Below are 25,221 nucleotides of genomic sequence, written 5' to 3' on the forward strand. Positions count from 1 at the left end.
CGTCTCACGGGCCTACAGCTTCGAGCGGGAGGCTCCATCCCCCGGGCTTGTCGACGGCCTGGCCGTCGCGGTCGGTGAACACGTAGAAGTAGAACGTCGAGAGCCGCTTGTCGTTGTTGCCTGACATGGCGCCGGCCGAGTAGAGCCGGCTCGCCCACGACTCCCCCACGGCCGCCTGTGCCCATGCGGCGTACTCGTCAGTGTCGAGGATCTCTGAGTTCCCGACGAGGAGATTCGAGCCCTTCACGGACACGCTGACGAGCGAGAGTGCCGGGTCGACGCCGGAGTCCGGTTCGAGTTGCGCGGCTGGGCCGCGGTCCATGACGACCGACACCTCTGCGCGCCGGTTAGTCAGTGAGCGACCGCGCAGGCGCGGGAGGGTCGATGCGCGAGCTCGCGCTGCGGCGATCGCCTGGGCGTCGGTCATGCCGGCGCCGGCTATCCGCTCCCCCGCGTCGGTGAAGAGGGTGCGCTGCATCGCGCGAATGTCGCGCTCGTGCTTGTTGACGATCTTGCGAACGAGTGCGGAAACCATCCTCGGATTTTACGGAGGAGGACGGGCACCCCTTAGCCGTGCGTGGCACGCTGGCGACATGAGTACTCCCCGGACTCCTCGGACGCCGCTGGCGTGGACCGTGTTGATCGCGAACGGCGGAGTGTGGGGCGGGCTGTCGCTGATGTTCCTCGGAATCGCAGGCGAGCAGACCTATGCGGCGTTCAGCGGTCAGTGGTTCAACGTCCTGGGCTGGGTGCTGATCGTCGCCGTCGCCGTGGGCCTGGCTATCGTCGGCGTGATCGAGAACCGGAACATTCGAGCGGGGAAGACCTACAAGCCGCGACCCCGCCGCTGACGGCCGTTCGGACGCGCGTGGCCGTTCCGTGCGCGCGGCGAGCGGTCGAGGGGGCTCTTCTCCTCGGGGCCGGTCCGACGAGGGCCGGCTCTGCATGTTCGGTGGGTCACTCCCCCATCGGTCGGCCCTGGGGCAGCTCGCGCGCTCCAACGGACGCAAACGGCTGGCCTCCGTTGTACTGAGCTTCGAGCCTCGCCACCTTCTCCATCACCGCGTCATTGATGAACTGCGACAGAGTGCGGGTGCCTTCTTGGACCTGGGTGTGTCGGATCGCGCCGCGTACTCGAGACGTGTCCACGGGGTCTTGGTAGAAGCTCACCTTGGGCGGGTACTTCGGCTTCGTCGTCGGCTTCGTCGTCGGCTTCGCGGCCAGCGTCTCCTGCTGTTCGATCGCGGGGGCAGGCGGCGCCGCCCGAGCCGGGCTGTCCTGCGGAGCCGGCGGCTCTGCTGCCGGCTCCGCCGCCGCGATCTGAGGCGGGGTGATGGGGTTTGCTCCGGCCAGGCTGGACTTACGGGGTGCGGGGCGGTTCACGAGCCTTCTCCTTCGATGCTGGCCAGGTGGTCGGCGTAGATGGCGCCGAGTGCGGATGCTTCGGCGCTCCCCCACTCGTCCAGGCCGCGGGCGGCCTCGGTCGCGTCCGCGATGACGACGCGCTTGGGGATCGGCGGGAGTAGGACGCTGAGGCCCCGGGTCTCCGCGGCACTGCGCAGCTCTTCCAGCCACGTCGCGCCGCTGACGGTGCGCTCTTCGTGCTGGTTGACGATGATGCCCGCGACGCGCAGCTCGGCGTTGTAGTAGCCGCGAACGTTCTCGATGGTGTCGAGGAGCTGCGCGAGCCCGTTGGTGCTCCACAGCTTCGAGTGGGTGACCACCACGACGCCCTGTTTCCCTCGTTCTCGGGCGCTATGGCGAGGTAGACGTCCGCCACGCTGGACGTGCCGTGCGAGTAGAGCCCCAGCGTCCGGTACATCGCGTAGATCTGGGGACCTCCGGCGATCGCTCGGCACCGCTGCTCGAAGCTGCGCGTGCTCTTGGCGCGGGCATCCCGATTCTCTTCCTCGTCCAGTCGACGGATCACGTCGGACAGGTCAGCGAGGCCGAGGTCGGTCACCTCCTTGAAGGTCTGGCGCCGGTTCTTCGTGTCTACTGCGCTCAGCGCCGCTCCACCGTCATCGGTGACCAGTAGCCAGGCCGCGTTCATCGCGCATTCCATCGTCTGCCTGATGAGGGGCATGGCTTCGAGGTCGTGTCCTGCTCCGTGCAGCAGGAGGACCGCTCGCGAGAGGCGCGCGGCGTGGTGCGCGAAAGTCCACACCTGGATTGCGTTCGAGGGGTGCAGGCCGTCCTTCGGCGCGAACCGGCGGGAGCTGAGCTTGTCCCAGAGAGTCAGGAGCCGTTGCGTCTCGACCGTGCCGTCAGGGTGGTTGGGGCTCATTCCTCGAATCTAGGGGCGAGGCCGGCCAGCTGGCCGGCCAGGCGCAGGGGGTGGAGATTCCTCCTGAGGACCTTGGACACGTCCAGGGTCCGGTGGGAGGGTGGGCGCATGTCGAAGCCTCGGACCAAGCTCGCGCGTGCTGCGCTGATCAGCAACGGCATGGTCTGGTTCGGGCTGTCGTTCATGCTCTTCGCGATCGCCGGTGAGCAGACGTACGCGGCGTTCACCGGTGAGTGGTTCAACGTGCTCGGGTGGGTGCTGATCGTCGCCGTGGCCGCCGGCCTGGCGGTCGTCGGGGTGATCGAGAACCGGAACATCCGGCCGGGGAAGAAGTACAAGCCGCGTCCTCGCCGCTGACTACCGCTCGAGCGCGCGTGGCCGTTCCACGCGCGTGACCGGGGGGTCGAGGGGGTTCTCCCCCTCGTGCGGGCCGGCCCGTTTCGGGTCGGCCCGCGCACGCGCTCAGAGGGTGAGCGTGTGAAGGATCAGGGTCGTGGAGCCGATGGGCTTTCCGAAGTCGGTGTAGTCGAGGGTGGCGCGGCGGTTGCTGATGAGGTCGAGGGCGATCAGTTCCTCCTCGGACTCGTCCGTCATGTCGCCGGGCTCCTCGTTCCATTCGCGGAGGACCTGGCGGTCGGCGTCGAGGACTTTCCACAGTCCCCAGACGTGGGCGATGGGGCCGGTCGTCTCGTACTTGAAGACGAGGGCGGTCGCGGTAGGCCAGCCGTAGGCGGCCGCGGCGACGATCAGCGCTCCCGCTGCGGCCGCGGTCGCGTCGGCGTCGCCGGACGCGGCCGCGGCGTCGACGGCGACCTCGGCGGCTCGCAGCGTCGGGTCCTCCTGGTACGGGTCGAAGCGGTGGGCGGGGCGGGGTGCGGTGGTCGTGGTGGTCATGGTGGGGCCTTCCTGTGCAGCAGTGGGAGAAGAGGAGGGGGCGGGGACCGGCGCGAGCCGGTCCCCGCCGGAGGAGCTAGCTGAGCCCTGCGGCGTCGGCGGGGGTGTTGTCGCCGGTGACGACCTGCTCGACCGGGGAGAGCGCGTATCCCCAGGCGGCGAGCTGGCGGAAGTGCTCGGCCGTGCGCTCGTCGCCGCGGCGCCAGGACTCCTTGCTCGTGTGCGCCTCCTGACCTTCGAGCACGACGGCCAGCGCGACCAGGCGGGCCTTCGCGGGGTTCGCCTCGACCAGCGCCGCGAGGGCGTCGGCGCGGTAGCCGGAGGGACGCTCGATGCGCAGCAGCGCGTGCGCGAGGTCGCTGCCGCCCGTCATCCCGGAGGACACCGCGAACCGGTGAGCGGTGAGACCGAGGGCGATGATGCGATCCGCGTCCTTGGGGAGGGTCTTGCGGGCGAGGAACGTCGCGATCCACTCGCGGCGCACCTTCTCGGCCGCGTTCCACGCCTTGTTGTTGGCGATGAGCACCTTCCGCTCCGCGGACTTCTCAGCCCGCTCCTCCTCGGCCTCCTCCTCGGTCTGCGGCTGCTCGGGGGCTCCGTAGGCGTAGGTGAATCCGGCGGCGGTCGGGTCCTGAACCAGGAGGGTGACCTCGACCTCGCCGCGCCAGCTGGTGTCGATGAGCACTCCGCGGCCGGGAGCGGCGGCGACCTGCTCGGGAGTGACGCTCTTCCCGTCCTCGCCGCGCAGCTGCCGCACCGGCGTCCACGTCGCCTGGTCGCCGTAGGCGTCGGAGCGGGTGAGGATCTGGAAGCCGTTGCCGGTGTACTCGGCGGCGGTCGCTGCGAGGAGCGCCTGGTGCGCGGCCTCGTCGCGGAGGGTCTGCGCGGTGTGCTCGAACTGGGCCGGGTCGTGGGTGGCGACCTCGATCAGGTTCGCGCGGGCGTCGGCGTCGTCCTTGAACTCCAACAGCACGGCCGCCTGGTCCAGGGTCAGCTCGTGCTCGTGCAGAACGGATGTGACGGTCGCGGACTCCGCGACCGCGAGGCCCTTCTTCACGGCGTCGGTCTTGGTGCCGGTTCGCTTGGCGATCGCTGCGGCGGTGACGCCCTCGAACGCGAGCTGCGCCCACGCTGCGGTGCGGTCCGCGACGCTCAGCTCGGCGCGCTGGTCGTTCTCGATGATCTGCTGAACGATCCGGTCCGCGGTCGTCTCATCGCCCTCCACGACGTAGACGGGGATCGTGGGCACTCCGGCCTCGCGGGCAGCGAGGGTGCGGCGCTGTCCGGCGCGGACGATGACGTTGCCGCGCTCGTCGCGGCGGGCGAGGACCGGGGTGATGACCCCGTTCTCGCGGATCGACGCGATGAAGTCCTTCGTCAGCGGGGCGCTGGTGCGGACGTTCGCCTCGATCACGAGGACGGTCGGGTCGATGTGCTGAACGGTCCCGGTTCCGGTGGTGATAGTCACGATGGTTTCTCCTCAATCGGTGTGCGACCATTGAGGCGACGAGTCCCGTGGTTCTAGACCAACTACGGGGCTTTTGTCGTCTTCCTGATCGTTTTTCTTTGCCTCTCCGGCGAGTGAAAACCAATTGAGTGGAGTCGGCGGAGTGACGGCTCTCTCGGGCGAAATAAGGGAGCGTGCGACCGCGTCCGAGAGAGACGGCACGTAGCCGGCGGAGCGAGATAGGTTGAAACCGCGGAGAGGTGAAGAAAACGGGTAATCCGGCCGCGTAGCGGCTCCTGCCGGCGGTGCTCCGTCACCGCTGCGCGTGCGCAGCTCGCGCCCCAACGGAGAAACGACGTCGGTAGGCTTCGGCTAAGTGACGCTTGATCACCCCGGACGGGAGAACGACATGAACGCCGTGATCTACCGCATTCGATCCATCGCCGCATCGCTCCGCGCGAAGTTCACCACAGCGCCGACGGCGCTGCCGGACGATCCGTTCGGGGATCCGCCACGCGAGGCTCACGACCCGCACTCGTACCAGGAAGAGTCCTGGAAGGCACCTGCGCCTTCCACGATCAACTTCCACTGAAGCCATGCTCCCCGGGGGAGTGTGAGGGGATCGCCCCTCACGGGCCGGCCCAGAAGGCCGGCCCCTCCCCCGCACTACTCGGCGGGCGTCAGGAACGCGATCAGCGCGGCGGCCTCGGCGGTGCCGTCGTCGTAGACAGGCATCCCGCCGGGTCCGCACTCACCCGGCAGTCCGAGCGTGTTGCGGGTGTGCGCGAGGATCTCCGCGTCGGTCGCGGTGGTGTTCTCCGGGTCCTCGTCGCGGCTGGTCGCGAGGATGAGCGCGAGCTGTTCGGCCGTGGCGCGGCCGGTGTCGGTGCGGGTCATGGTGTGGTCCTCTCAGCGGTTCAGGAACGGGGCGACGCGGCGGATCGCTGCGCGGCGGGCGTGGGCGACGCAGTGGCGGAATGAGCCGCTGGTGATGCCGTGCAGCTGGTCGGAGTGCCACGCCTCCCAGACGCCGGACTTGCGGCGGGTGACGTGTACCGAGGGCGTCGTCGTGGGGTCGGTGCCCACGACGCGGACGTCGACCGCGCGGGTGTTCGCGAGCGTGAGGTAGGTCTTCGCGGTGGTCTGCAAGTCGGTGGTGGTCTGCATGGTGTGGGTGCTCCCTCTGGCTGATAGTTTTTCTTTGCCTCTCCGGCGGGGAAAACCGTTTGAGTGGAGGTGGCGCAGTGACGCCGATAGCGGGCGAAATAAGCCCGCAGGGCGCGTCCGCTATCGGTGGCACGGAGCCGGTGGAGCGAAATAGGTTGAAACCGCGGAGAGGTGAAGAAAACGGGTGGAACGGGCCGCATCGCGGCCTCCCATTGGCGGCGCTCCGTCGCCGCTGCGCGAGTGCAGCTCGCGCCCCGGAACGGGACACCGGGGAGCGTGAGGGGGTCGCCCCTCACGGGCGGGCAGCGCAGGCCCTCCTGCTTAATTGCTTGGCTGGCAGGCGGCGCTGGCGGCTACGGTGGGCGGATGAACCGCCTTACGGCAGCTGCGATCGCGATCGCGGTGCTCACTGTCGCCAGCGGTTGCTCGGCGGTTGCACCTGAACCCGCGTCGAAAGCGCCGAACGGCGATCCGATCGTCGCCGCTCGCAGCCTCCCTGATGCTGGTGGCGTCGTCGCCGGTAGCGACGCCAGCTCAAGCTGCGGCGAATACGTTCTTGAGCAAGGCGGTGACTTGCCTAGCGAGGCTCGAGCGTGCCTCGCGACCGCCGCGATCGCGGGAGACGAAGCGGAACTGGCGTGGAGCACACCGACTACCGAAGGCGACCCGATCGTCTCGTTCGCGTTCGTCGGAGGCTCGATCGACGGCGTCGACGTGTACACGACGACGGCGTTCGATCGCCACAACGGTCTCGAAGAGCCCACGGGCGTGGGCGCCAGCTGGTCACTCCTGCACTGTGCCGATCCGGCAGATCTGCAAGGTTCGGGCGACTGCGAACGCTACGTCGAGGGATGAATCCTGAGCCGAGCACCTCGGAGACTGAGCCGCATCGCGGCCTTGGATGTGCGGTGCTCCGTCACCCGCCGGCCCCCACGCTCGAGCGGTTCGTGTCAGCGTCGGATGCGACGATGGAGGCATGTGGGAACTGGCACACCGGACGCGCGCGGAATCGGCATCAACGGTGGTGCGCAGCAACGCGGCGACGAGCGCCGCGGCGATCCCGGAAGTGCGCGCAGCGATCCCGGAGGATCACGTCATCCTCTACGCGGTCCGGATCGCGAACGGCTCGGAGTAGAACCCACCGGGATTCGCTCGGAACCACTAGCGTTGCGATCAGTTCCGGAAAGCGATGGTCTCGTGATGGCAAACGTGTTGAAGTTCGTCGGAAAGGCATTCGTGATCGTCTTCCGCCTTCTGGGCGCGGCGGTGTCCGCGGGACTCGCCGCTCTGGGCGTGGGCAGCTTCCAGCAGCCCAACCCCGGACCGCCTCCGTCCTCTACGGAGAACCGCGAATATAGGCCGTAGAACGGCGAACTCTGCGGCGGATGGCGGAGCATCTCGGACGACCGAGTCCTACTCAGCCGCGGAGGCGGCGCTGCGGCGGGGTGCGCGCTGGGTGGTCGTGGTGACTACGGCGGTCGCGCGGGTGAGGTTGGGGCCGATGGCGTCGGCTTCGAGGACGCGGCCGGTGCGGCGGTTCTCGCCGTCGCCCCAGGCGACGGTGCGCTCGTAGCCGACGACGATCACGGCGTCTCCCTTGTGGAGGGAGGCGAGCACGTGCTCGCCGAGTTCGAACTTCGCTTCCACGTAGTGCGTGGTCGGGGCCTCGTGCGGGGTCCACTCCCCCGCGCGGTATTCGCCGGTGTTCTCGATGACGCGCAGCTTCACGATCTGCACGCGGCCCGCCTGCACGGCCTCGGGGTCGGCGGCGAGGTTGCCGGTGATAGTCCTGGTGCTCATCTGACGTCTCCTGCTCGTGCGGTTGGTGGGTCCCGTCGACGGCGACGGGTTCTCGGTCGCGGCCGCGGCCGCGGGGGTGTCGGTGGCGGGTGTCTCGATGCCCCAGGACGCCAGAGCGTCGCGGCGGGTGACTTCGACGGGCGGCTCGGACAGCGCTCTGCGCTGTTCGAGCTCGGCGCGAGTGACGGTGAGGGCGGGGACGCGGCGCTCGTCGCCGTAGGCGAGGCGGTAGAGCCGGTCGGCCTCGTTCTCCAGCCAGTCGACTTCGCCTTGCCGGTCGGCCTGTCCGGCGAGGTACCCGGCCCGGTAGTCGTCGCCGGTGATGTTCGGGCCGGTCATGCGGCGTGCTTCTCGATGAGGTCGGGGCGAAAGCCCGACCAGTGGTCCTGGTCGCTCGCGACGACCACGGGGGCGGCGGAGTAGCCCAGCTCCTCCGTGACGTACGCGAGCGCTGCGGGGTTGGTGGTGATGTCGACGGTGGTGTACTCGATGCCCTTCTTCTCGAGCACCCGGTAGGTCATGGTGCACTGCACGCATGACGGTTTCGAGTAGACGGTGAGCATCAGTCGTCCCACCGGTCGCCGCGGTGCGGGTCGTGCTCGTCGTTGACCGGGGACCAGGCGTGCAGCTCGGCCCACTTCTCGGCGGCGTCGGTGTGTCCGGTCTGGGTAAGGATTCTCAATCAGATTTGTCAAGCCAGCGGGGGCGGTCTGGCTCGGTTGTTCTTCCTTCTCTCCCAGCGTTTTTTGCCTGGAAGGCACGTAGTGCCGAGCAGGGTCGGAGGTGGGAGCGCAACCCGGAGTGCGGAGGAGGAGAGGTTGTCGGCGCGATGTGAGGGAGCGCAGCGACCGCGTGTCGAGAACCTCGGAGGAGCCGGCCGCGCAGCGGCTTGCGCGGACGCCGGAGGCCCGTACGCTGCCGAAGGCTTCCAGGCAAAATGCGCGCAGCGCACAGCACCGCGTCGACCGGAGGTCGGCGTCCATGTCGGTGCCCGCGTCCGAGATCGTCTGCGCACCAGGAACGTGCTGCTCGATCGGGGTGCACGTGCGCTGTCTCTGTATGCAGTGCGTACCGCTGAGAAGCCGCATATCTCCGCGGAGCAGGCCGGTTCCGCCGCGCCACGGGTGCGAGCATGACCGTGGGAGGCCGGGATGCGTGACGCGGTGATGGTCGTCGAAGACGACGTCGAGATGGGCGAGCTCATCAAGCGGGGTCTTACCGGCGACGGCTACGACGTCGCCCTGTTCTCGAACGGGGTCGACGCGCTGAACGCGGCGCGCGACGCGGACTACGCCGCCGCGGTTCTCGACGTGATGCTCCCCGGAATGAGCGGCTTCGAAATCTGCCGGCACCTGCGCGCGACCGGCGCCACGCTCCCGGTGATCATGCTCACCGCCCGCGACGCCCTGCAGGACCGCGTGTTCGGCCTCGACGCAGGCGCCGACGACTACCTCGCCAAGCCGTTCCACTTCGAGGAGCTCTCCGCTCGCCTACGAGCCATGATTCGCAGAGAGCACCTCACGAATCGCGCGCCGGTCATGATCGGGAACCTGCGCATAGACCCGTACGCCCACTCCGCGACGATCGACGGCGCCGTCCTGCCGCTGAGTCCAAAAGAGTTCGGAGTCCTCCGCGCGCTCGCGGCGCGTGCCGGGGACTTCGTGCCGCGGGAGGAGATCCTGCTCGAGGTGTGGGGGTCGGCGGACTTCGTGGACCACAACATCGCGGAGCAGTACGTCAGCTACCTCCGCCGCAAGCTGGCCGCGGGCGGCGCGTCGGTCGAGATCCTCACCCGTCGGGGTGCGGGCTACCGGCTCGGGGGGAAGCCGTGAGCTGGCGGTCCCTGTCGATCCGGGTGCGGATCACGGTGTCGAGCCTGCTGGTCGCGATGCTGTTCTTCGGGATCGTCGCGGTCGTCGTGCGCGAGCAGCTCGATCACATCCTCGATACCTCCACGATCGAGCTGGTCCGCTCGGGAGCGTCGCAGGCGCTGATCGAGGAGAGCCGCGACACCGCCGAGGCCGTCGTCGGCGGCGTCAGCACGACGCTCCTGATCGCCCTCGCGATCCTGTTCGTCGCGTTCGCTGTGACGTCCTGGGTCCTGGTCGGCCTCGCGCTGCGCCCCGTCGGCAGGATGCGCGCGATCGCCGACCGGCTGCGCCAGGGACGCTCCACCGAGCTGCTCCCGGTCGGGCCCGCCCGCGACGAGCTCTCCGACCTCGCCTCGACCCTGAACGCGCTGATCGCGGACCTGCGGGAGTCGGCGGACCGGGAGCGGCGGCTCGTCGCCGACGCGAGCCACGAGCTGCGCACCCCGCTCGCCGCGCTGCGCACCCGGCTCGAGCTCGCTGAGCGGGTCCGTGACGATCCGGCGGCTCTCTACGCCGATGTCGTCGACGCGCGCCGCTCGATCGACCGCCTGCAGTCCCTGACGGACGGGCTGCTGATCCTGTCGAGGATCGACGCGGGCATCGCTACCGGCGACGCCTCCTCGGCGGCCCTGCGGGAGGAGGTAGCCGACAGCGTCGACCGCGCCCGGATGCTCGCCCGCGAGCGGGACCTCGCGATCGACTTCGTCGCCCCCGCCTCGATCGTCGCCGCCCGGTACCCGATCTCCCCGACCGATTTCGGCCGGATCCTGGACAACCTGCTCGCGAACGCCGTCACTGCGACGCCCGACGGCGGCAGCGTCAGCGCGACCCTCGTCGAGCGCGCCGACGAGATCGTCCTCTCCGTCGACGACGACGGCCCGGGCGTCCCCGACGCGTTCCTCGCCGTCGCGACCGACCGCTTCACCCGCCCGGACGCCGCCCGCTCCCGGGAGGGCGGCGCCGGCCTCGGCCTCGCCATCGTCGCCGGGCTCAGCCGGGCCGCCGGCGGCGAGCTCCGACTCCGCAACCTCGCCCCCCACGGCCTCGGTGTCGACGTCCGCATCCCCGCGACGCAGCCCGACCCGACCTCTCGCAAGGAGAACCGATGATCGACCCCCAATCCCTCCTCGACGGCGCCGGCCCCTGGGCGATCGCCCTGGTCTGCCTGATCGCGTTCGTCGAGACGGGCCTGCTGATCGGGTTCTTCCTCCCCGGTGACACCCTCCTCTTCTTCACCGGTGTCTTCGTCGCGACCGGCGTGATCTCCCTGCCGGTGCCGCTGGTGATCCTGATGGTCGCCGCCGCCGCGTTCCTCGGCGACCAGCTCGGGTTCGTCATCGGCCGCGCGAGCGGGCCGCGGATCTTCGAGCGCAAGGACAGCGGGCTCTTCAGCCGCTCGAGCGTCGCCCGCACCCAGTCGTTCTTCGACCGGTTCGGCGGCTGGGCGGTCACCATCGCCCGCTTCGTCCCGGTCGTCCGCACCTTCGCCCCCGTCGCCGCCGGAGTCGGGAAGATGCACTACGCCCACTTCGTCGGCTTCAACGCCCTCGGCGCCGCCGTCTGGTCCACCGGCGTGATCCTCCTCGGCTTCTTCCTCGGGCAGATCCCCGGCGTCGCGGACTTCGTCGGGAAGTACATCGACATCGTCCTCGTCGGCATCGTCGTGATCAGCCTCGCCGGCATCGCCCTCACCTACTGGCGGCAGAGGAACCGCGCTGGCCGCGACGCCTGAGCGCCGCGCTCAACGGGTCGGGCGCGGTCGGCGGAGCGCGATCACCGCTACCAGCAGCATGAACACCGCGAGGGCCGCGAGCGTGACCGGGCCGGTGCCCAGGCCCAGGCCCTTCCGGTCGACCGGATCCGCGAGCCAGTCGCAGACCGAGGCGCCGAGCGGTCGCGTGACGACGTAGGCGGCCCAGAACGCGAGGACCGCGTTCCGCCCCGTGAACCGGTGCGCGAGCGCCGGCACCGCGATGACCGCCGCGAACAGGACCGCGGACGGCAGGTAGCCGAACCCGAGCGTCGACGCGGTCAGATCGCCCGCGGCCGTGCCGAGCGCGAAGGTCCCGGAGACGGCGAGCCAGTAGAACGCGGCGCGGCGCGGCGTCGTAATCGAGTGGATCGACAGCGTCCGCTCCGCCCGCCACCACAGGGCGAAGACCGCGGCGAGCGCCACCGCGAACCCGAGAGTCGAGACGAGGTACGGGACTCCGGCGACCACGTGCAGCACGTCGGCGGCCATCGTGCCGAAGACGCTCACCATCAGCACCGCCGTCCAGTACACCCACGGGATGTACCGGCGGGCCGCGAACTGCAGCGCGAGGGCCGCGAGGAACGCGAGCCCTGTCGCGCCGACCACGATCACCGGGTCGAACGCGGTCGCGAGGAAGTCCGACGCCGTCTCGCCCATCCCCGTCGTCAGCACCTTGAGGACCCAGAACAGCGCCGTCGCCTCGGGCACCGTCGAGGCGGCGTAGCGGCCGGCGAGGAGGCGGGAGCGGATCCGAGGGAGCGGAGGGCGGCGCTGATCGGTGAGATGCGTCATGCCGCCATGGTCGGGCAGTCTGCGGCACCCGGGGCTGGGGGCTTCGCCGGGTCCGTTGAACAAGCGCACAGCGACCCGCTCACCGGCAGCGCTGCCCGCTGCCTTCCGCCGTCATCTGGTCGGACGGTGCCCGGAGAAGCGCCGCCAACGGAACGACGGTGATGCAGCACGTTCGGTGTGCAGCCTGACCGCGAGCGGCGCCCAGACGATCAACGCCACCCCGGCGCCCAGGAGCAGCCCACCGACGGTGTCGGAGATCCAGTGCGCACCGAGGTAGGTGCGGCTGAGCATCATCGCCACCGTGTAGAGGGCACCGGCGATCCGGACCCACCACAGGGGGAAGACGATCGCGAGGACCACCGCGGTCGTGGCCGCGTTCGCGCTGTGTCCGGAGGGGAAGGAGCCGAAGTCGGCGTTCACGAGGATCTCCAGCGGCCGTGGACGCCCGACCGCGTTCTTGAGGATCTGCACCAGCAGCCCGCTGAGCGGCGCGGCGATCGCGAAGTACGTCGCAGCCCAGCGACCGCGCCAGAGCAGCAGCGCCGCGAAGACGACCAGAGGAATCACGATCGTCCCGAGGATCCCGCCGCCGAGGCTGTTCATCACCAGCGACGGGACCAGCCAGAACGTGGACCGGTGCTCGATGATCTCGTTCATCCAGGCGGTGTCGAACCCGAACGGCTTGTCGTGCTCGCGGTAGAAGATCAGCGCGGCCAGGAGGATGGTGAGCAGCACCGCGAGGCCCGCCGAGATCAGCGGCCATCGTCGCGCCGCCCGATACGCGATCGCACCGTCCGGTAGGGGTTCCCGGTTCGGCATCAGTGTCGTCCTCGTCTCTCGACGCGAAGCACGCCGCAGAAGTCCACGCTATGAACGAGCCGTCTGTGGCGGCGGCGGATTCCCCTGCATCCGTTGTGAAAGCACAGAGCCTCGACCCCCTCAGCTCGGTACCGACCTGATCGCGTTCGGGTACTTCGGGTCGTTGTGAGCAAACACAACGCAGCACGGCGCATCCCGAGCCGCCGCCCACTTCCCGACTGAGACTCTGCGGGCATGGACATCTCAACGACGGCAGCACCGTCCCGCGGCCGGCGGCTGCTCAGCAAGGTCCCCGAGGTCACCATCTGGTTCTGGATCATCAAGATCCTCTGCACCACCGTCGGCGAGAGCTTCGCCGACTGGATCAACATGGTCCTCGGCGTCGGCCTCATCGCGACCGCCGTGATCTTCATCATCGTCACCGCAGTCGTGCTCGCGATCCAGATGCGGCTGCGCCGCTACCTGCCCGCCGCGTACTGGCTGACCGTCGTCGTCATGAGCGTCACCGGCACCCTGCTCACCGACATCCTCACCGACCAGCTCGGCGTCCCCCTCTGGGCCAGCTCCCTCGTCTTCTCCGTGCTGCTCGCGATCGTGTTCAGCGTCTGGTACTCGAAGGAGCGCACCCTCTCCATCCACAGCATCGACACCGCCCCGCGCGAGGCGTTCTACTGGCTCACCGTCCTCGTCACCTTCGCGCTCGGCACCGCCCTCGGCGACTGGACTCTCGAGCTCACCGGCTGGGGCCCTGGCGTCTCGATCCTCCTGCCCCTCACGCTGCTCGCGATCGTCACCGGCCTCTGGCGCTACGGCGCGAACCCGGTCCTCGCGTTCTGGATCGCCTACATCCTCACCCGCCCCCTCGGCGCCAATATCGGTGACTGGCTCGGCCTGTCCCCCGACGAGCAGGGCCTCGGGCTCGGCACCTTCGTCACCAGCATCATCTTCCTGCTCGCGATCCTCGCCACCGTCGTCTACCTCTCCCTCAGCAAGGCCGATGTCGACAAGGGCGCATCCGAGCACTACACCACGCCAGTCGCCCGCGAACGCCGTTCACTCGTCGCCTTCGCGGTCCTCGCCGTCGCCGTCGTCGGGCTGCTCGCCTTCACCAACAGCCAGCCGCACACCAGTCCGGCACCGGAAGGCGCAGCCCCGGCCTGCGATGCGTCGGGAACGCTGTCCGCAGCTGACGCGAAGGCATCCGTTCAGACCGACTTCCCCTCCGCCGACGTGCAGAACTTCCAGACGATCACCGCCGACACCCTCGCCCTCGTCACCAGCGGCGATCAGGCCGGCGCGAAAGCCCGCGCCACCGACCTTGAGACCGCCTGGGACGACGCGGAGCCCGCACTGAGCGCCGCGAACTGCCAGACGTGGACCTACGTCGACCAGCAGATCGACCCCGTTCTCTCCTCCGTCCGCGCCGGCAGCCCCGACCCGGTTGTCGAGAAGACGAGCATCCAGGACCTGCTGACCACTCTCGCCGGACGCTGACATGAGGCGTCACGGTCTTCTTTTGCGACCCGAATCCGGCCTCCTCCGACCAATTGATCACTGCCGCCCTGCCCTGCCGCCGCCGCAGCGGCATCAGCGCGACTCAACACATCGATCGGAACCGGTCGGTGACAAATCGGTCCGCTATTGAACCCATGCTCGAGCTCGTAGACGCACTCCGAGCACACGGGGCTGCCGACCAGGCCGGCGTCCGCGAGGTGCTCCACCCAGGGGTGCGAGCACTCACCACAAACCTCAGCGAGCAGAACCCGGAACCGGGCGCGGCGCGAACGGCGAGCGTCAGCTCGCCGGCGCCACTGCGAGAGGCCGACCATCACGTGAGCGTAGCGAGCGCGCCACCAAGCAATCGCGCGCTTCGCCTCATCCGCATCGCCTCTGGCGTCCCGTTTGGGGATTCCCATACGGACGGTAACTAAGGATCTATCCGGCGGTGATCAGCTCGCCGGGCGCACCGAGAGACGCGAGGTCGACATCGCCCTGTGACGTCAGGAGCTCTCCGCTGATCCCGTCGTAGACGGCGGTGAAGACGTCCACCCGATGGAGGTCGAAGCCATAGGGCGCGTCCGTTCTCTCCGCGGGCGCGTGCACGGTCAGCGCCCACACCGGCTCGTCCGGTGCGACCCAGTAGTGATCCGCGAGAGCGGGGTCATAAGCGGCGAGCTCCTCGTACGTGGTTCCGACCGCGTAGATCGGGTACTGCTTCTTCTCCTCCGCACTGAGCGTCGAGAGGAGTCTTCCGGTGCCGTTGGCCAGGTCGAGCGCCGGGTTCGTCAGCTGCTGGACGTCGATGATCGGTCCCTCAGAGGCGGCGGTGGCAATGGGGGTGCCCGGCGGACCCTCTGTCGGAACGGTGGGTGTCAGGGCCTCCGTCGCCTCCGATGGTTCGGCAGGCGTCTCGGTGGAGATGGGGGTCGTGCTGGCGGTGGCGTCGATGGTGACGGGGCCGGAGCGGATGCGCATCGTCGTGGAGGTCTGGGTGAGGCTGACGTCCTCGGCACCCAGGACGTCCATCAGCCACTGCTCTCGTTCGCCAGCGGCGGCGAGGCAGCCGACGTAGGTCGTCGCGGGGCCCCCGCTGACGACCCACACGGACGTCTGCAGCCCCGCGGACTGGAGGTCGTAGGCCAGCGTGTTGCACGGCCCGTCGACGCTGAGCTTCGACCGGCCGTCGATGCCGATGATGCGAAGGCTGACGGGGTGATCGAGCAGCCATCCGCCTGATCCTTGATCGCCGATGACCGAGGTGGTCTCGTAGACGGACCTGGTCGCGTCCTCGGCGCTGAGCAGCTCGCCGGGTATCTGCGTCGTCGGTGGGGAACCGGGGCTGCCGGCGCTCGTCGCGCATCCACTGACGAGGAGCGCCGCGGAGAGGCAGAGGATTATGAGGGGGAGGACTCTCGCCCGCCTGACGGTCACTGGTCCACTCCGGTCTGCGTCGCGGGCGGATTGGTGCAGTCGACCGCGGTGGTCAGTCCCGTGAAGATCTCGATCCGGCCGCCCTCCTGGCACACCTGAGTTCCTGCGAGGGAGAACAAGGCTGCGTCAGTCCCGTCTGCGTCGGTCCCCGTGAGCGCAGCGCACGCCGCTGCGAGCGACGCAGTGGACTGCTTCGCGGGCGTCTGGATCTCGCCCGACAGGGCAACGCCCTGCCCGTCCTGTTCCCAGCAGGTGACGGGCGCTGCGACCGGAGTGCCGCGCTCCGTCGTCACCGCCGTGAGGACTGCCGCGCTGAGGACGGCGCCGGCGATGCCGGCGAGCGTCACCGCCGCGGCCTGGCGAAGACGTCGGCGGCGGCGGATTCGGTCCGCGAGGCGTGCGCTGATGCGCTCGAGCTGCTCATCGCTCAGGTCACGACTGTCCATGGTCCTCTGTCCGTTCCGTCAGGGCTCTCGTCACCGATGCCCGTGCCCGCGAGAGGCGATTGCGGACCGTCCCGTGGGACAGGCCGAGGGAACGCGCGGCATCGCTGTAGCTGAGGTCGTCCTCGATGCACGCCGTCCAGATCGCACGGTCCGTCGCGCTCATCTGCTCGACCAGACGTCGCACGTCCAGCAGCCGCTCGCTCGCCTCCGCGTCGACGCCGCGAGAGGCGGTGTCGTCGGAGAGGGGCAGGTGGCGTCGGCGCTGCTCGCGGCGATTGGTCGAGAAGCTGAGGTTGCGTACCGTGACCAGCAGCCAGGGCAGCACCGACTTCCCCACGATGCGCACGCCCGAGCGGCGCTGCCAGAGCAGGAAGAAGCTCTCCTGCACGACGTCCTCGGCATGACCGGCGTCCGCGAGGAAGCTTCCCGCGGCGCGGTAGAGCGCGCGGCCGTGCATCCGGAAGAGAGCATCCAGCGCCGAAGGGTCACCACCGCGAAGACGATCCACCAGCGTCACCTCAGTAGCACCGACCATCCGACATCACCCCCTCAGTAGTGAATGCCCTCAGAGCACGGTTTCGTCTCAGACTGCACGGACGAACGTCGCCGGTCCCGCAATGCGTCTGTGACCGATCGCCTTGCGGACGCTCTCGGTCGCGAGCCGGTTGCTCCTCGTGGTGAGAGCCGCATCACGCCTACTCTTCTCCCGTGGGCGGACTCGAGCTGGGCAGCGGTCGAGGCCGTTTCTCGCCCATTGAGGGGAGACGCCGTGGTTGAAGGTCTGGACAGTTGGGATCCGAGCGGGCTCTCGCCGGACCGGCAGACGCCACCCCGCCAACGACGGTCGGTGAGACTGTCGATCGCGCTGGGCGCTCTAGCCGTCGTGGCGGCCGCGGGTTCTGTGGGTAGGTGATCTGCTGTTCGGAGTGCATGGCCCTTCCCACTACGTCAGCATCACCAACGACACCGGAGCCTCACTCACCTGGTCCTGCTCCTGGTCCGATCTTCACCTCGCCGCCGGGGAGACGGGTCAGCTGCGCATCCTCGACCAGCCCGACCAGGACTACGGCTGCGTCCCACAAGCAGCGACCCCCTTCGTAGCGGCGGCGCACAACAACGACATCTGCCCGTCACTGAACTCCATGACCGAGGGAAGGCAGTTCACGGCAACCGACTTCGCGAAGACATACCGCTGCCCGTAGCTGATGCGCGCTTGCGGCGTCGTTCCGAGCTGGCTCGACAGCTGTTCGGGATCATCGCGTCGGGCGGGCGCACCGAGAGCAGCTGTCGGCACGTCCCCCTCGGTCCGGAGGACGGCTAGACCGGCGTCGTACACGGGAGCGCAGAGAACGGCTGCAGCCGCGATCGTCGCTCCCGCGACGACGAAAGGGCGTCCGCGCTCTCTGGGCTCATCCACGAGCCCGGCCACGAGCAATGCGCTGTGGCCCCTGAGGGAACTGCGGCCACTCCATCCGGTCGCCCCAACCTCACGAGAAAGGGAGGAGCGGGGATGACGGCGGATGACCTGCTCTCCCTCAACCCGTTCCGCTTCCCTTCGGACGAGATTCTGCGTGTCGGTGAAGTGTCGCTGCGCGATGACCTCCCTGCGGGGCGCTCGCAGCCGCCTCTGTTGTTCCGGTTCTTGATCGATCCCGTGAAGTGCAGTGCATGATGTCCCGATGACCGTTGGAGAGCCCCCGCGACCGAGTGCAGCGACGCCCGTCGTTCTCGCCTTGGTCTTCGGCGGTCTCGCAGCCGTCATGGGAGCGGTTGCCTCCATCTACATGTGGGACCCGAGCGAGACGTGCCGGACCCGCGGCGGAGGCAGCCTGACCGGAGAGGGGTTCCTCTGGAACCCGCTGTGCTCGGACGGTTCGACCGTTCAGCCGACATGGATGACGTTGACGACTGCTGCGGCGTTGATCGTGGCTGTGACATGCGTCGTCCTCGCGGCCATCCGACGAGCTGAACGCGACGGACAGGAAACGGCGTCGTCCGACGTTCTGCACGACTTCTCGCGCCAGACCCTGCCGGAGGACAACCGGCTCCGCAAGCTGGGCGACGAATGGTGAGAGACGGCGGCTCCCAGGGGTTCTATCGTCCCGCCGTCGCGATGCGGCGTGCGTCGGTCCACGAATCGGCGTTTAGGTGATCGCTCGACGATCCCCATAAGGGACGCGCACAAGGCGCTCGGGTTCGCGAGACTGAACTGATGTCGGGGTTGCTGGTCATCGATCTCGTGTCGCGCGTGATCAGAGCCCGCCGCGGCCGAGCCGCGACGCACGAGAGGTGACGCGCCCGACGTCGGGAATCAGCACGCCTCATGGTCCACGGCGACGGAGGACCGGACGTCAACCAGCCGATCTGCGGCGTCGGCTCAGCGCCCAGACGAGCGCGCCCGCGAGGATCACCGCGCAGGTCAGCCCGGCGACGTGCAGGACGAGCGACGGCACGCCGTTCTCGGGGAGCAGGAAGCCGTACGGCACCCACCCGTCGGTCGCCCCGCGGACGAGCACGACGACGACCCAGACGATCGGGTAGGGCAGGACGACCCACAGCCGGCGCCAGGAGAGCGGCCCGCGGTCGTTGACGACGATGAAGTCGAGGAGGACGAGCGCGGGGAGCACCACGTGCAGGACGGCGCTGACCCAGGGCGGGGCCGTCCCGGTACCGGGAACGAGGGTGTTGTAGATCACGGCGACGACGATCGAGTAGGCCGTCGCCGCGCCGCGGACGTAGCTCAGCCACACGGGCGTCGGACGGCGGGCGAGCGCGACCGATCCGGCGACGATCAGCACCGCGCTCGCGAGCAGGCTGGTCTGGTTCGTGAAGTAGCCGAAGTAGTCGAACGGATTCGGGTCGCCGACCGCAATGCTCAGCGCATAGGTGTGGAGGATCACCGCGACGGCGGCTGCACCGACGGCGATGCGCGCTACACCCACGAATGGGCGGGTCGGTGCCGGGGAACTCATCGGGTCAGCCTAGGAGCCGTCGGGCTTCCTGACGACCCGCAGCAGACCGGCTGACAGCGGTCAGCCCGCCGGCACCGTCCGCATCTCCTCGCCCACCGAGGTGTGCAGATCGCCGCTTCGACTGGGGCTCTGCACCATCGATGACTCTGTCCGAGTGCGAATGACGGGGGTCCGTGTCACCCTGACTGCATGGGTTAACTCCCGGCCGGCGCTGGGCTCTGCCTCTCCCCTTCGTCTCTTCCCAGCCGGTGCAGCACTGACGGGATCGGGCAGGCTCGCCTGGCTAGCGCTACCGAGGGGTGGGTGCTTGCATGGCCCTCATGTCGACCCCATTCACGCCTCAGCCCTCCTCGCCCCGCGCGGAACCGCACGACAGCGCGATTTCAGGGCGGCTGAACTGGTTGCGAGCGGGCGTGCTCGGCGCGAACGACGGCATCGTCTCGGTCGCCGCTCTCGTCGTGGGTGTCGCCGGAGCGACGACCGCCACGGCACCGATCCTGACGGCGGGCGTCGCAGGGGTCGTCGGCGGTGCGATCTCGATGGCGCTCGGCGAGTACGTGTCGGTGAGCAGCCAGAGCGACAGCCAGCGCGCACTGATCGCGAAGGAGCGGGTCGAGCTGGCCGAGGATCCCGACGGGGAGCTCGAAGAACTCGCCTGGCTCTATCGAGCGCGTGGCCTGACCCCGGAGACAGCGCATCAGGTCGCCCGCGAGCTGACCGAGAACGACGCTCTGACCGCACATCTGGAAGCGGAGCTCGGATTGAACGAGGAAGCGGTCGCCAGCCCGCTCGCCGCCGCCGGCGCCTCGGCGCTGGCGTTCCTCCTGGGAGCCGTGCTGCCGCTGCTGGCGATCCTGCTCCCTCCGCCGGACTGGAGGGTTCCGGTGACCTTCGCCGTGGTGCTGATCGCCCTCGCCGCGACCGGATACATCAGCGCACGGGTCGGCGGCAGCCCGGCTCTGCGCCCGATGATCCGCATCGTCGTCGGCGGCGCTCTGGCCCTCGCGGCGACGTTCCTGATCGGCCTGCTGCTCGGCACGTCCGGCGCAGTCTGATGTCCCGGATCCTCGTCGTCGAGGACGACCCGCAGATGGGTGCCCTCGTCGAGCGGGGACTGCGGGAGGACGGCTACGACGTGCAGCTCGTCGACAACGGCGTCGACGCGCTGATCGCCTTCACCGCGGGAGACGTCGATGTCGCCGTCGTCGACGTGATGCTGCCAGGGATGACCGGGTTCGAGGTCTGCCGACGGATGCGGGAGTCGGGCAGCACCGTCCCGGTCGTGCTGATCACGGCGCGGGACGCCGTCGAGGACCGGATCTTCGGGCTGGACTCGGGCGCCGACGACTACGTCACCAAGCCGTTCCACTTCGGCGAGCTGAGCGCCCGGATCCGCGCACAGATCCGGCGCCGAGCCAGCGGCCCGCAGCCAGTGGTCCAGATCGGAGCGCTGCGCCTGGATGCCCTGTCCGTGCGCGCGACGGTCCGAGAGCGTCCCTTCGCGCTGAGTGTCAAGGAGCTCACGCTGCTGCGCTTCTTCGCCGTGCATCTCGATGAGGTACTGACCCGGACGGAGATCCTCGCCGAAGTGTGGGGGTCTACGGAGACGTTCGAGCCGACCCTCGTGGATCAGTACGTCAGCTACCTCCGCAAGAAGCTCGCCCTCGCCGACACAGGCCTCCGGATCACGACCGTCCGCGGCGCCGGATACCGGCTGGAGCGCGCCGAGTGAGGCTGCTGCGCTCCCTGTCGATCCGCTCCCGGATCACCCTCGGCAGCCTCCTCGTCGCGCTGATCGGGGTCGGCGTGATCACCCTCGTGCTGCACGGGCAGGTCCGCAGCATCGTCGTCGCGTCCGAGGTGACCGTCGCCGAGGGCGACCTCGCCCCGTATCTCGCCGATCTGGGATCGGACCCGACCGAGACCCCCGACCCTCCGGCCGAGGGGATCCTGATCTTCGCGCGCGCTCCCGGCGGAGCGGTCCCCGTCGATACGATGCCGCACGACGTCCACGAGGTTCTGGAGCGCAGCACCGGCAGCGACGGCACCTCGACGGTGATGACCGACGAGGACGTCCGGTTCACGATCGTCTCCCGGACCCTGGACACGAGTGCGGGCACGTGGGAGCTGTGGGCGGCTCGCAGCGGCGCCGGCAGCGACCTGACCGTCGCGGCCCTGGACCGGACGCTGCTCGTCAGCGCCGCGGCCCTCGTGATCCTGTCCGCCCTCGCCGCATGGCTGCTCACCGGCGCCGCCCTGCGTCCGGTCGAGCGGATGCGCCGCACCGCCGCGTCGCTCGGCGACCGGCACGGCGGCGAGCTTCCCGTAGGCCCGGCGACTGATGAGCTGTCGGATCTGGCGGAGACGTTGAACGCGTTCATCGCTCGGACGCGGGACACCGCCGATCGGGAGCGGCAGATGGTGTCCGCGGCAAGCCACGAGATCCGCACGCCGCTGGCAGTCGTCATCACCCAGCTCGAACTCGCGCACCGGCACTTCGGCGACGCGGACGCCCTCGAAGAAGAGATCCGCGCCGCCGAGGGGTCCCTCGCCCGCCTGTCCCGCCTGGCGACGAACCTCCTGGAGCTCTCCCAGCTGGACGCCGCCCCGCCCGTCACCGCGCGCGCGACGGCGAGCGAGCTGGAGACCGAGCTGATGGACTCCGTCGACCGGCTGAGGACGATCACCGGCGGCACCGGCCCCGACATCGAGCTCGATACCGCGATCGAGCGCGCCGACGCGCCCTACCCGCTCTCGGTGAGCGCGTTCTCGCGGATCCTCGACAATCTCGGCGCGAATGCGATCGCCGCAACACCTCCTGCCGGACGCATCACCCTCCTCCTCGAGCAGCACGATTCCACCCTCGAGCTGAGCGTCCGGGACACTGGGCACGGCATCCCGGAGGAGTTCGTGCCGCACGCGTTCGAGCGCTTCTCTCGACCCGACGAGGCGCGCACCAGCCGCGACGGCGGCAGCGGGCTCGGGCTCGCCCTCGTCGCAGCTCTCGTTGACACCGCGGACGGATCGGTCACCATCGAGAACTGTCGACCCGCCGGAGTGAGGGTGACGGTCGTGCTGCCCGAGCGGTGACATGTGATACCTCGAACACGAATCGGGCTCCGGCGGGGAATCGGCACGCATCCCTCATAGTCGACACCAAGACTCCCCCGCGACGGTAGGAGCGCGCCCCCGGAAACCCGAGGTCGGCGCATGCGACACCGACCGGAGGGCGCCGCCGTGAGCACCACGATCCGACCGACCAACGCACCCGCACCCCACGCGCCGACCACGCTGCGGCGGTCGCAGGCCGACCGCGAGCGATCCCTGCGTCGGCGCCTGCGTTCCGCGGACGCGCTCGTCACCGCCGGCTGGGTCTCGGTCGCCCTCGCCATCGCGCTCTACCTCGCAGCCGGCGGGCCCGCGGAGGCCACCGATATCGCCGGAGCTCTCACGGCCGCAGGGATCGTCGCCGGCCTCGTCGGCACCGACCTGATCCTGGTCATGCTCGTCCTCGCCGCCCGGATCCCCTGGATCGATCGCACCTTCGGCCAGGACACCGCGATGGCGCTGCACCGTCGCCTCGGCAAGCCCGCCCTGTCTCTGATCCTCGGGCACGGTGCCCTGCTCACCGTCGGCTACGCCCTCACCGACGGGCTGACGCTGTGGAACGAGACACTCGCTCTGTACTCCGGCGCCGACATGCTCCTGGCGCTGCTCGGCAGCACCCTGCTGGTGCTCGTCGTCGTCACCTCCCTCGTCGCCGTGCGCCGCCGCTTCGCGTACGAGGCGTGGCACGCGATCCACCTCCTCAGCTACGCGGCGGTCCTCGTCGCCGTCCCCCACCAGCTCTCCGCCGGCCAGGTCCTCGCCGAGAGCACCCCGCAGCGCGTCTACTGGCTCGCCCTCTACGTCCTGGCGTTCGGAGCGATCGCCAGGTTCCGGTTCGCGGTGCCGGTCCTCACGACGCTGCGGCACCGGATCCGGGTCGAGGCCGTCGAGACGATCGCCCCCGGCGTCTTCTCGCTCCACCTCTCCGGCCGCGACCTCTCCCGCCTCGGCGTGATCGGCGGGCAGTACGCGATCTGGCGGTTCTGGAGCCGCGGCACCTGGTGGCATGCGCACCCGATCTCCTTCTCCGCCGTCCCGACCGACACCCGCGCTCGGATCACCGTCCGCGCACTCGGAGCCGGGACCGACCGTCTCGCACGACTGCGCCCCGGGACCGCGGTCTCGATCGAGGGGCCCTACGGGATCTTCACCGACGTCGCCCGCACCGCCCCGCGGCTCGCGATCATCGCCGCCGGCATCGGCATCACCCCCGCCCGAGCGCTCCTCGAGCACGGCGGCCTCCGACCCGGCGAGGCCACCGTCCTGCTGCGCGCCACCGACGACTCCCAGACCTACCTCTGGGACGAGACTCGGACACTGGTCCGCAGCAGCCGCGGCGCGCTGTTCGGGATGATCGGCCGGCGGCCCGCAGGGCTGGCGACGTGGATGTCCGCCGAGTCCGTCGCCCGAGGTGTGACGATCACCTCGGCACTGCCGGGCCTGCTCGAATCCGACCTGTTCGTCTGCGGTCCCACCGCCTGGACCGACCTCGTCGTCCGCGACGCGCGAGCGGCAGGCCTGCCCGACCGGCAGATCCACGTGGAGAGGTTCGACTGGTGAGAACACGAGCAGCAGTCGCCAGCGTCCTCGCCTCCCTCGCCGTCCTCGTCGGCGGCTGGCAGATGGGATCCGCCGGCGCCACCGGTTCCCCGCTCGCCACCGGAACGAGCGCCACCACGGCCACGGACCCGACATCCCCCGCGGCGACCACGCCGACCTCGGCCGGCGCCCCCGCCTCGACGACGCCCTCCGCCGGCGCGCCCACCGACCCGTCGGCCGGTACGAGCTCGACGGCCACTGCGAGCCCGTCCGCCTCGGCCGACGGCACGTGGACCGGCTCATCTGTTCCGACTCGCTTCGACGCTGTGCAGGTCGCGATCACCGTCGCCGGCGGGCAGATCACCGACGTCACGGCCGTGCACCTCACGGACAAGGACGGCCGGTCCGTGTCGATCTCGCACCGGGCCGCGCCGATCCTGCGTCAAGAAGTCCTCGCCGCCCAGTCCGCGAACGTGCAGGCGGTCAGCGGAGCGACCTACACCAGCGACGGGTACCTCACCTCCCTGCAGTCGGCGATCGACCAGGCCGGACTCTGACCGTGCACACGTTCACGACGATGGGCACCGTCGTCAGCCTGCGCGCCGCCGACGACACCCCGGTCGGCGACGTCGAAGCCGTCTTCGCCGACGCCGACGCCCGCTTCAGCCTGTACCGGCCGGAGTCGGAGGCGTCCCGGATCGCCCGCGGCGAGCTCGCGCTGACGGCCGCGTCCGAGCAGATGCGGACCGCCTACACCGAATCGCTGCACTGGCGAACGGCGACGGACGGCGCCTTCACCCCGCACCGGCCCGACGGGGTCATCGACCTCGCCGGAACCATCAAGGCGACCACCATGGCGCGCGCGGCCCGGCTGCTCGGAGACGGCGAGTGGCTCCTCGACGTCGGTGGCGACGTCCTCACCTCGCCCTTCGGCAGCTGGAGGGTCGGGATCGTGGATCCCGACGACCGGCAGGCACTGCTCTGCGTCGTCCCGCTCGGCGACGGGCGCCGCGCGATCGCCACCTCCGGGACGGCTGAACGCGGAGAGCACGTCTGGCGCCGACCTGCCGAGCCCGGTGACGTCCCCTTCGTGCAGGTGTCCGTGATCGCCGAGGACATCGTCACCGCCGACGTCCTCGCGACCGCGATCCTCGCCGGCGGCGTCGGGACGCTCGACACCGTCACCGACCGCTTCGACGTCGACGTCCTCACCATCGACGCCGCCGGTGCCCTTCTCGTGACCGACCGGCTCCGCCGCCTGATCGCACCGGCGAGCCGGCACACGTCCTGACTCCGCTCGGTCGGCTCCTCGCATATCGGCGGTGAAGCGGGGAGTCGGCTCGGAGGACGGGCGAGTGATCGTTCGAGGGCTCACACGAACACGTCCAACGGCAG

General features: G+C 69.7%; 33 protein-coding genes. 18 read left to right on the forward strand and 15 right to left on the reverse strand.

From position 1 onward, the window contains the following. Positions 1-4 precede the first annotated feature (4 nt). The gene (locus tag C5C69_RS06590; RefSeq protein ID WP_104257580.1) at positions 5-535 is read right to left on the reverse strand and encodes a hypothetical protein; all 531 of its coding nucleotides are present in this window, start codon (positions 533-535) and stop codon (positions 5-7) included. 58 nt (positions 536-593) lie between these two features. On the opposite strand from C5C69_RS06590, the gene C5C69_RS06595 reads away from it, so the two are divergent. Continuing rightward, entirely contained in the window at positions 594-851 is a 258-nt protein-coding gene (locus C5C69_RS06595; protein WP_146083612.1) for a hypothetical protein, read from the forward strand. A 106-nt stretch (positions 852-957) separates the two neighbouring features. Here the strand turns inward: C5C69_RS06595 and C5C69_RS06600 are convergent, their stop codons facing one another. Together C5C69_RS06600 and C5C69_RS06605 are read right to left on the reverse strand one after the other, a co-directional pair. After that, positions 958-1,383: a hypothetical protein gene (locus C5C69_RS06600; RefSeq protein ID WP_104257582.1), complete on the reverse strand. Its 426-nt coding sequence runs from the start codon at positions 1,381-1,383 to the stop codon at positions 958-960. Continuing rightward, entirely contained in the window at positions 1,380-1,727 is a 348-nt protein-coding gene (locus C5C69_RS06605) for a ParA family protein (protein ID WP_219812348.1), read from the reverse strand. Before C5C69_RS06605 ends, C5C69_RS06600 begins: the two co-directional genes overlap by 4 nt. 668 nt (positions 1,728-2,395) lie before the next feature. On the opposite strand from C5C69_RS06605, the gene C5C69_RS06610 reads away from it, so the two are divergent. Continuing rightward, positions 2,396-2,644 (forward strand): hypothetical protein, encoded by a 249-nt coding sequence (locus C5C69_RS06610; protein ID WP_104257583.1) that lies wholly within the window; start codon positions 2,396-2,398, stop codon positions 2,642-2,644. A gap of 105 nt (positions 2,645-2,749) precedes the next feature. Here the strand turns inward: C5C69_RS06610 and C5C69_RS06615 are convergent, their stop codons facing one another. After that, positions 2,750-3,181 (reverse strand): hypothetical protein, encoded by a 432-nt coding sequence (locus C5C69_RS06615; RefSeq protein WP_104257584.1) that lies wholly within the window; start codon positions 3,179-3,181, stop codon positions 2,750-2,752. Between the two features lie 76 nt (positions 3,182-3,257). Continuing rightward, a complete protein-coding gene (locus C5C69_RS06620; RefSeq protein ID WP_104257585.1) occupies positions 3,258-4,649 on the reverse strand; it encodes a ParB/RepB/Spo0J family partition protein in 1,392 nt (463 codons plus the stop codon). Between the two features lie 355 nt (positions 4,650-5,004). Here C5C69_RS06620 and C5C69_RS06625 point away from each other — a divergent pair, with 355 nt between their 5' ends. Beyond that, entirely contained in the window at positions 5,005-5,220 is a 216-nt protein-coding gene (locus C5C69_RS06625; RefSeq protein ID WP_146083613.1) for a hypothetical protein, read from the forward strand. Positions 5,221-5,294: 74 nt separating this feature from the next. Here C5C69_RS06625 and C5C69_RS06630 read toward each other — a convergent pair whose 3' ends face one another. Next, complete coding sequence (locus C5C69_RS06630; RefSeq protein ID WP_104257587.1) at positions 5,295-5,525, reverse strand: hypothetical protein; 231 nt, start codon at positions 5,523-5,525, stop codon at positions 5,295-5,297. A gap of 12 nt (positions 5,526-5,537) precedes the next feature. Then, positions 5,538-5,795: a hypothetical protein gene (locus C5C69_RS06635; protein ID WP_104233593.1), complete on the reverse strand. Its 258-nt coding sequence runs from the start codon at positions 5,793-5,795 to the stop codon at positions 5,538-5,540. Between the two features lie 366 nt (positions 5,796-6,161). Here C5C69_RS06635 and C5C69_RS16675 point away from each other — a divergent pair, with 366 nt between their 5' ends. Both C5C69_RS16675 and C5C69_RS16915 read left to right on the forward strand, forming a co-directional pair. Then, the gene (locus C5C69_RS16675) at positions 6,162-6,650 is read left to right on the forward strand and encodes a hypothetical protein (RefSeq protein ID WP_146080973.1); all 489 of its coding nucleotides are present in this window, start codon (positions 6,162-6,164) and stop codon (positions 6,648-6,650) included. 121 nt (positions 6,651-6,771) lie between these two features. Continuing rightward, a complete protein-coding gene (locus C5C69_RS16915; RefSeq protein WP_181127032.1) occupies positions 6,772-6,930 on the forward strand; it encodes a hypothetical protein in 159 nt (52 codons plus the stop codon). 278 nt (positions 6,931-7,208) lie between these two features. Here the strand turns inward: C5C69_RS16915 and C5C69_RS06640 are convergent, their stop codons facing one another. Continuing rightward, positions 7,209-7,934 (reverse strand): single-stranded DNA-binding protein, encoded by a 726-nt coding sequence (locus C5C69_RS06640; RefSeq protein WP_104257588.1) that lies wholly within the window; start codon positions 7,932-7,934, stop codon positions 7,209-7,211. After that, positions 7,931-8,161 (reverse strand): glutaredoxin-like protein NrdH, encoded by a 231-nt coding sequence (gene nrdH / locus C5C69_RS06645; protein ID WP_056045893.1) that lies wholly within the window; start codon positions 8,159-8,161, stop codon positions 7,931-7,933. Before nrdH ends, C5C69_RS06640 begins: the two co-directional genes overlap by 4 nt. 585 nt (positions 8,162-8,746) lie before the next feature. Here nrdH and C5C69_RS06650 point away from each other — a divergent pair. Genes C5C69_RS06650 through C5C69_RS06660 form a run of 3 tightly spaced genes read left to right on the forward strand, consistent with a single transcriptional unit; the run spans position 8,747 to position 11,198 of the window. Further along, complete coding sequence (locus tag C5C69_RS06650; protein ID WP_104257589.1) at positions 8,747-9,427, forward strand: response regulator transcription factor; 681 nt, start codon at positions 8,747-8,749, stop codon at positions 9,425-9,427. Beyond that, on the forward strand, positions 9,424-10,575 hold the full coding sequence (locus C5C69_RS06655; protein ID WP_104257590.1) for a cell wall metabolism sensor histidine kinase WalK: 1,152 nt from the start codon (positions 9,424-9,426) through the stop codon (positions 10,573-10,575). Before C5C69_RS06650 ends, C5C69_RS06655 begins: the two co-directional genes overlap by 4 nt. Next, positions 10,572-11,198, forward strand: a complete 627-nt coding sequence (locus C5C69_RS06660; RefSeq protein ID WP_104257591.1) for a DedA family protein — start codon at positions 10,572-10,574, stop codon at positions 11,196-11,198. The genes C5C69_RS06655 and C5C69_RS06660 overlap by 4 nt, the downstream gene beginning before the upstream one ends. A 9-nt stretch (positions 11,199-11,207) precedes the next feature. Here C5C69_RS06660 and C5C69_RS06665 read toward each other — a convergent pair whose 3' ends face one another. Both C5C69_RS06665 and C5C69_RS06670 read right to left on the reverse strand, forming a co-directional pair. Further along, complete coding sequence (locus C5C69_RS06665) at positions 11,208-12,011, reverse strand: hypothetical protein (protein ID WP_104250830.1); 804 nt, start codon at positions 12,009-12,011, stop codon at positions 11,208-11,210. 111 nt (positions 12,012-12,122) lie between these two features. Next, positions 12,123-12,830 carry a phosphatase PAP2 family protein gene (locus C5C69_RS06670; protein ID WP_104250831.1) on the reverse strand — a complete coding sequence of 236 codons (708 nt, stop codon included), beginning with the start codon at positions 12,828-12,830 and terminating at the stop codon, positions 12,123-12,125. A gap of 234 nt (positions 12,831-13,064) precedes the next feature. On the opposite strand from C5C69_RS06670, the gene C5C69_RS06675 reads away from it, so the two are divergent. Further along, positions 13,065-14,324: a hypothetical protein gene (locus tag C5C69_RS06675; RefSeq protein ID WP_104257592.1), complete on the forward strand. Its 1,260-nt coding sequence runs from the start codon at positions 13,065-13,067 to the stop codon at positions 14,322-14,324. A 441-nt stretch (positions 14,325-14,765) separates the two neighbouring features. Here the strand turns inward: C5C69_RS06675 and C5C69_RS16920 are convergent, their stop codons facing one another. From C5C69_RS16920 to C5C69_RS06690, 3 genes are read right to left on the reverse strand one after another with little or no spacing between them, the layout of a single operon-like run. After that, a complete protein-coding gene (locus tag C5C69_RS16920; RefSeq protein ID WP_181127033.1) occupies positions 14,766-15,761 on the reverse strand; it encodes a hypothetical protein in 996 nt (331 codons plus the stop codon). Next, positions 15,758-16,207: a hypothetical protein gene (locus C5C69_RS06685; RefSeq protein ID WP_104257594.1), complete on the reverse strand. Its 450-nt coding sequence runs from the start codon at positions 16,205-16,207 to the stop codon at positions 15,758-15,760. Before C5C69_RS06685 ends, C5C69_RS16920 begins: the two co-directional genes overlap by 4 nt. Next, positions 16,194-16,715, reverse strand: a complete 522-nt coding sequence (locus tag C5C69_RS06690) for an RNA polymerase sigma factor (protein WP_181127034.1) — start codon at positions 16,713-16,715, stop codon at positions 16,194-16,196. Before C5C69_RS06690 ends, C5C69_RS06685 begins: the two co-directional genes overlap by 14 nt. A 418-nt stretch (positions 16,716-17,133) precedes the next feature. On the opposite strand from C5C69_RS06690, the gene C5C69_RS16680 reads away from it, so the two are divergent. The 3 genes from C5C69_RS16680 (at position 17,134) to C5C69_RS06700 (ending at position 18,279) form a co-directional block, all read left to right on the forward strand. Beyond that, positions 17,134-17,409, forward strand: a complete 276-nt coding sequence (locus C5C69_RS16680) for a hypothetical protein (protein WP_146076568.1) — start codon at positions 17,134-17,136, stop codon at positions 17,407-17,409. 308 nt (positions 17,410-17,717) lie between these two features. Further along, positions 17,718-17,879: a hypothetical protein gene (locus tag C5C69_RS16925; RefSeq protein WP_181068051.1), complete on the forward strand. Its 162-nt coding sequence runs from the start codon at positions 17,718-17,720 to the stop codon at positions 17,877-17,879. A 7-nt stretch (positions 17,880-17,886) separates the two neighbouring features. After that, positions 17,887-18,279 carry a hypothetical protein gene (locus tag C5C69_RS06700; RefSeq protein WP_104250836.1) on the forward strand — a complete coding sequence of 131 codons (393 nt, stop codon included), beginning with the start codon at positions 17,887-17,889 and terminating at the stop codon, positions 18,277-18,279. A gap of 279 nt (positions 18,280-18,558) precedes the next feature. On the opposite strand, the gene C5C69_RS06705 is transcribed toward C5C69_RS06700, so the two are convergent. After that, positions 18,559-19,179 carry a Pr6Pr family membrane protein gene (locus C5C69_RS06705; protein ID WP_146078432.1) on the reverse strand — a complete coding sequence of 207 codons (621 nt, stop codon included), beginning with the start codon at positions 19,177-19,179 and terminating at the stop codon, positions 18,559-18,561. A 311-nt stretch (positions 19,180-19,490) separates the two neighbouring features. Here C5C69_RS06705 and C5C69_RS06710 point away from each other — a divergent pair, with 311 nt between their 5' ends. The 6 genes from C5C69_RS06710 (at position 19,491) to C5C69_RS06735 (ending at position 25,117) form a co-directional block, all read left to right on the forward strand. Next, positions 19,491-20,234, forward strand: a complete 744-nt coding sequence (locus C5C69_RS06710; protein WP_104226515.1) for a VIT1/CCC1 transporter family protein — start codon at positions 19,491-19,493, stop codon at positions 20,232-20,234. Then, positions 20,234-20,911 (forward strand): response regulator transcription factor, encoded by a 678-nt coding sequence (locus tag C5C69_RS06715; protein ID WP_104226516.1) that lies wholly within the window; start codon positions 20,234-20,236, stop codon positions 20,909-20,911. The genes C5C69_RS06710 and C5C69_RS06715 overlap by 1 nt, the downstream gene beginning before the upstream one ends. Further along, the gene (locus tag C5C69_RS06720; RefSeq protein WP_104257597.1) at positions 20,908-22,269 is read left to right on the forward strand and encodes a cell wall metabolism sensor histidine kinase WalK; all 1,362 of its coding nucleotides are present in this window, start codon (positions 20,908-20,910) and stop codon (positions 22,267-22,269) included. Before C5C69_RS06715 ends, C5C69_RS06720 begins: the two co-directional genes overlap by 4 nt. A 147-nt stretch (positions 22,270-22,416) precedes the next feature. Then, positions 22,417-23,847 (forward strand): ferredoxin reductase family protein, encoded by a 1,431-nt coding sequence (locus C5C69_RS06725; RefSeq protein WP_258062910.1) that lies wholly within the window; start codon positions 22,417-22,419, stop codon positions 23,845-23,847. Continuing rightward, positions 23,844-24,383 (forward strand): FMN-binding protein, encoded by a 540-nt coding sequence (locus tag C5C69_RS06730; protein WP_258062909.1) that lies wholly within the window; start codon positions 23,844-23,846, stop codon positions 24,381-24,383. Before C5C69_RS06725 ends, C5C69_RS06730 begins: the two co-directional genes overlap by 4 nt. A 2-nt stretch (positions 24,384-24,385) precedes the next feature. Further along, on the forward strand, positions 24,386-25,117 hold the full coding sequence (locus C5C69_RS06735) for an FAD:protein FMN transferase (RefSeq protein ID WP_258062908.1): 732 nt from the start codon (positions 24,386-24,388) through the stop codon (positions 25,115-25,117). Positions 25,118-25,221: the final 104 nt, after the last annotated feature.

The sequence above is a fragment of the Rathayibacter sp. AY1C7 genome, from assembly GCF_002931865.1.
In the GTDB taxonomy this organism is placed as follows: Bacteria; Actinomycetota; Actinomycetes; order Actinomycetales; family Microbacteriaceae; genus Rathayibacter.

Excerpts from the sequence above, each read along its gene's own strand:
- C5C69_RS06590 (WP_104257580.1), bottom strand. The coding sequence starts at position 535 with ATGGTTTCCGCACTCGTTCGCAAGATCGTCAACAAGCACGAGCGCGAC.
- C5C69_RS06595 (WP_146083612.1), top strand. The coding sequence starts at position 594 with ATGAGTACTCCCCGGACTCCTCGGACGCCGCTGGCGTGGACCGTGTTG.
- C5C69_RS06610 (WP_104257583.1), top strand. The coding sequence starts at position 2,396 with ATGTCGAAGCCTCGGACCAAGCTCGCGCGTGCTGCGCTGATCAGCAAC.
- C5C69_RS06615 (WP_104257584.1), bottom strand. The coding sequence starts at position 3,181 with ATGACCACCACGACCACCGCACCCCGCCCCGCCCACCGCTTCGACCCG.
- C5C69_RS06630 (WP_104257587.1), bottom strand. The coding sequence starts at position 5,525 with ATGACCCGCACCGACACCGGCCGCGCCACGGCCGAACAGCTCGCGCTC.
- C5C69_RS06635 (WP_104233593.1), bottom strand. The coding sequence starts at position 5,795 with ATGCAGACCACCACCGACTTGCAGACCACCGCGAAGACCTACCTCACG.
- C5C69_RS16675 (WP_146080973.1), top strand. The coding sequence starts at position 6,162 with ATGAACCGCCTTACGGCAGCTGCGATCGCGATCGCGGTGCTCACTGTC.
- C5C69_RS16915 (WP_181127032.1), top strand. The coding sequence starts at position 6,772 with ATGTGGGAACTGGCACACCGGACGCGCGCGGAATCGGCATCAACGGTG.
- C5C69_RS06640 (WP_104257588.1), bottom strand. The coding sequence starts at position 7,934 with ATGACCGGCCCGAACATCACCGGCGACGACTACCGGGCCGGGTACCTC.
- C5C69_RS06650 (WP_104257589.1), top strand. The coding sequence starts at position 8,747 with ATGCGTGACGCGGTGATGGTCGTCGAAGACGACGTCGAGATGGGCGAG.
- C5C69_RS06660 (WP_104257591.1), top strand. The coding sequence starts at position 10,572 with ATGATCGACCCCCAATCCCTCCTCGACGGCGCCGGCCCCTGGGCGATC.
- C5C69_RS06665 (WP_104250830.1), bottom strand. The coding sequence starts at position 12,011 with ATGACGCATCTCACCGATCAGCGCCGCCCTCCGCTCCCTCGGATCCGC.
- C5C69_RS06670 (WP_104250831.1), bottom strand. The coding sequence starts at position 12,830 with ATGCCGAACCGGGAACCCCTACCGGACGGTGCGATCGCGTATCGGGCG.
- C5C69_RS06675 (WP_104257592.1), top strand. The coding sequence starts at position 13,065 with ATGGACATCTCAACGACGGCAGCACCGTCCCGCGGCCGGCGGCTGCTC.
- C5C69_RS06685 (WP_104257594.1), bottom strand. The coding sequence starts at position 16,207 with ATGGACAGTCGTGACCTGAGCGATGAGCAGCTCGAGCGCATCAGCGCA.
- C5C69_RS16925 (WP_181068051.1), top strand. The coding sequence starts at position 17,718 with ATGACGGCGGATGACCTGCTCTCCCTCAACCCGTTCCGCTTCCCTTCG.
- C5C69_RS06700 (WP_104250836.1), top strand. The coding sequence starts at position 17,887 with ATGACCGTTGGAGAGCCCCCGCGACCGAGTGCAGCGACGCCCGTCGTT.
- C5C69_RS06705 (WP_146078432.1), bottom strand. The coding sequence starts at position 19,179 with ATGAGTTCCCCGGCACCGACCCGCCCATTCGTGGGTGTAGCGCGCATC.
- C5C69_RS06710 (WP_104226515.1), top strand. The coding sequence starts at position 19,491 with ATGGCCCTCATGTCGACCCCATTCACGCCTCAGCCCTCCTCGCCCCGC.
- C5C69_RS06715 (WP_104226516.1), top strand. The coding sequence starts at position 20,234 with ATGTCCCGGATCCTCGTCGTCGAGGACGACCCGCAGATGGGTGCCCTC.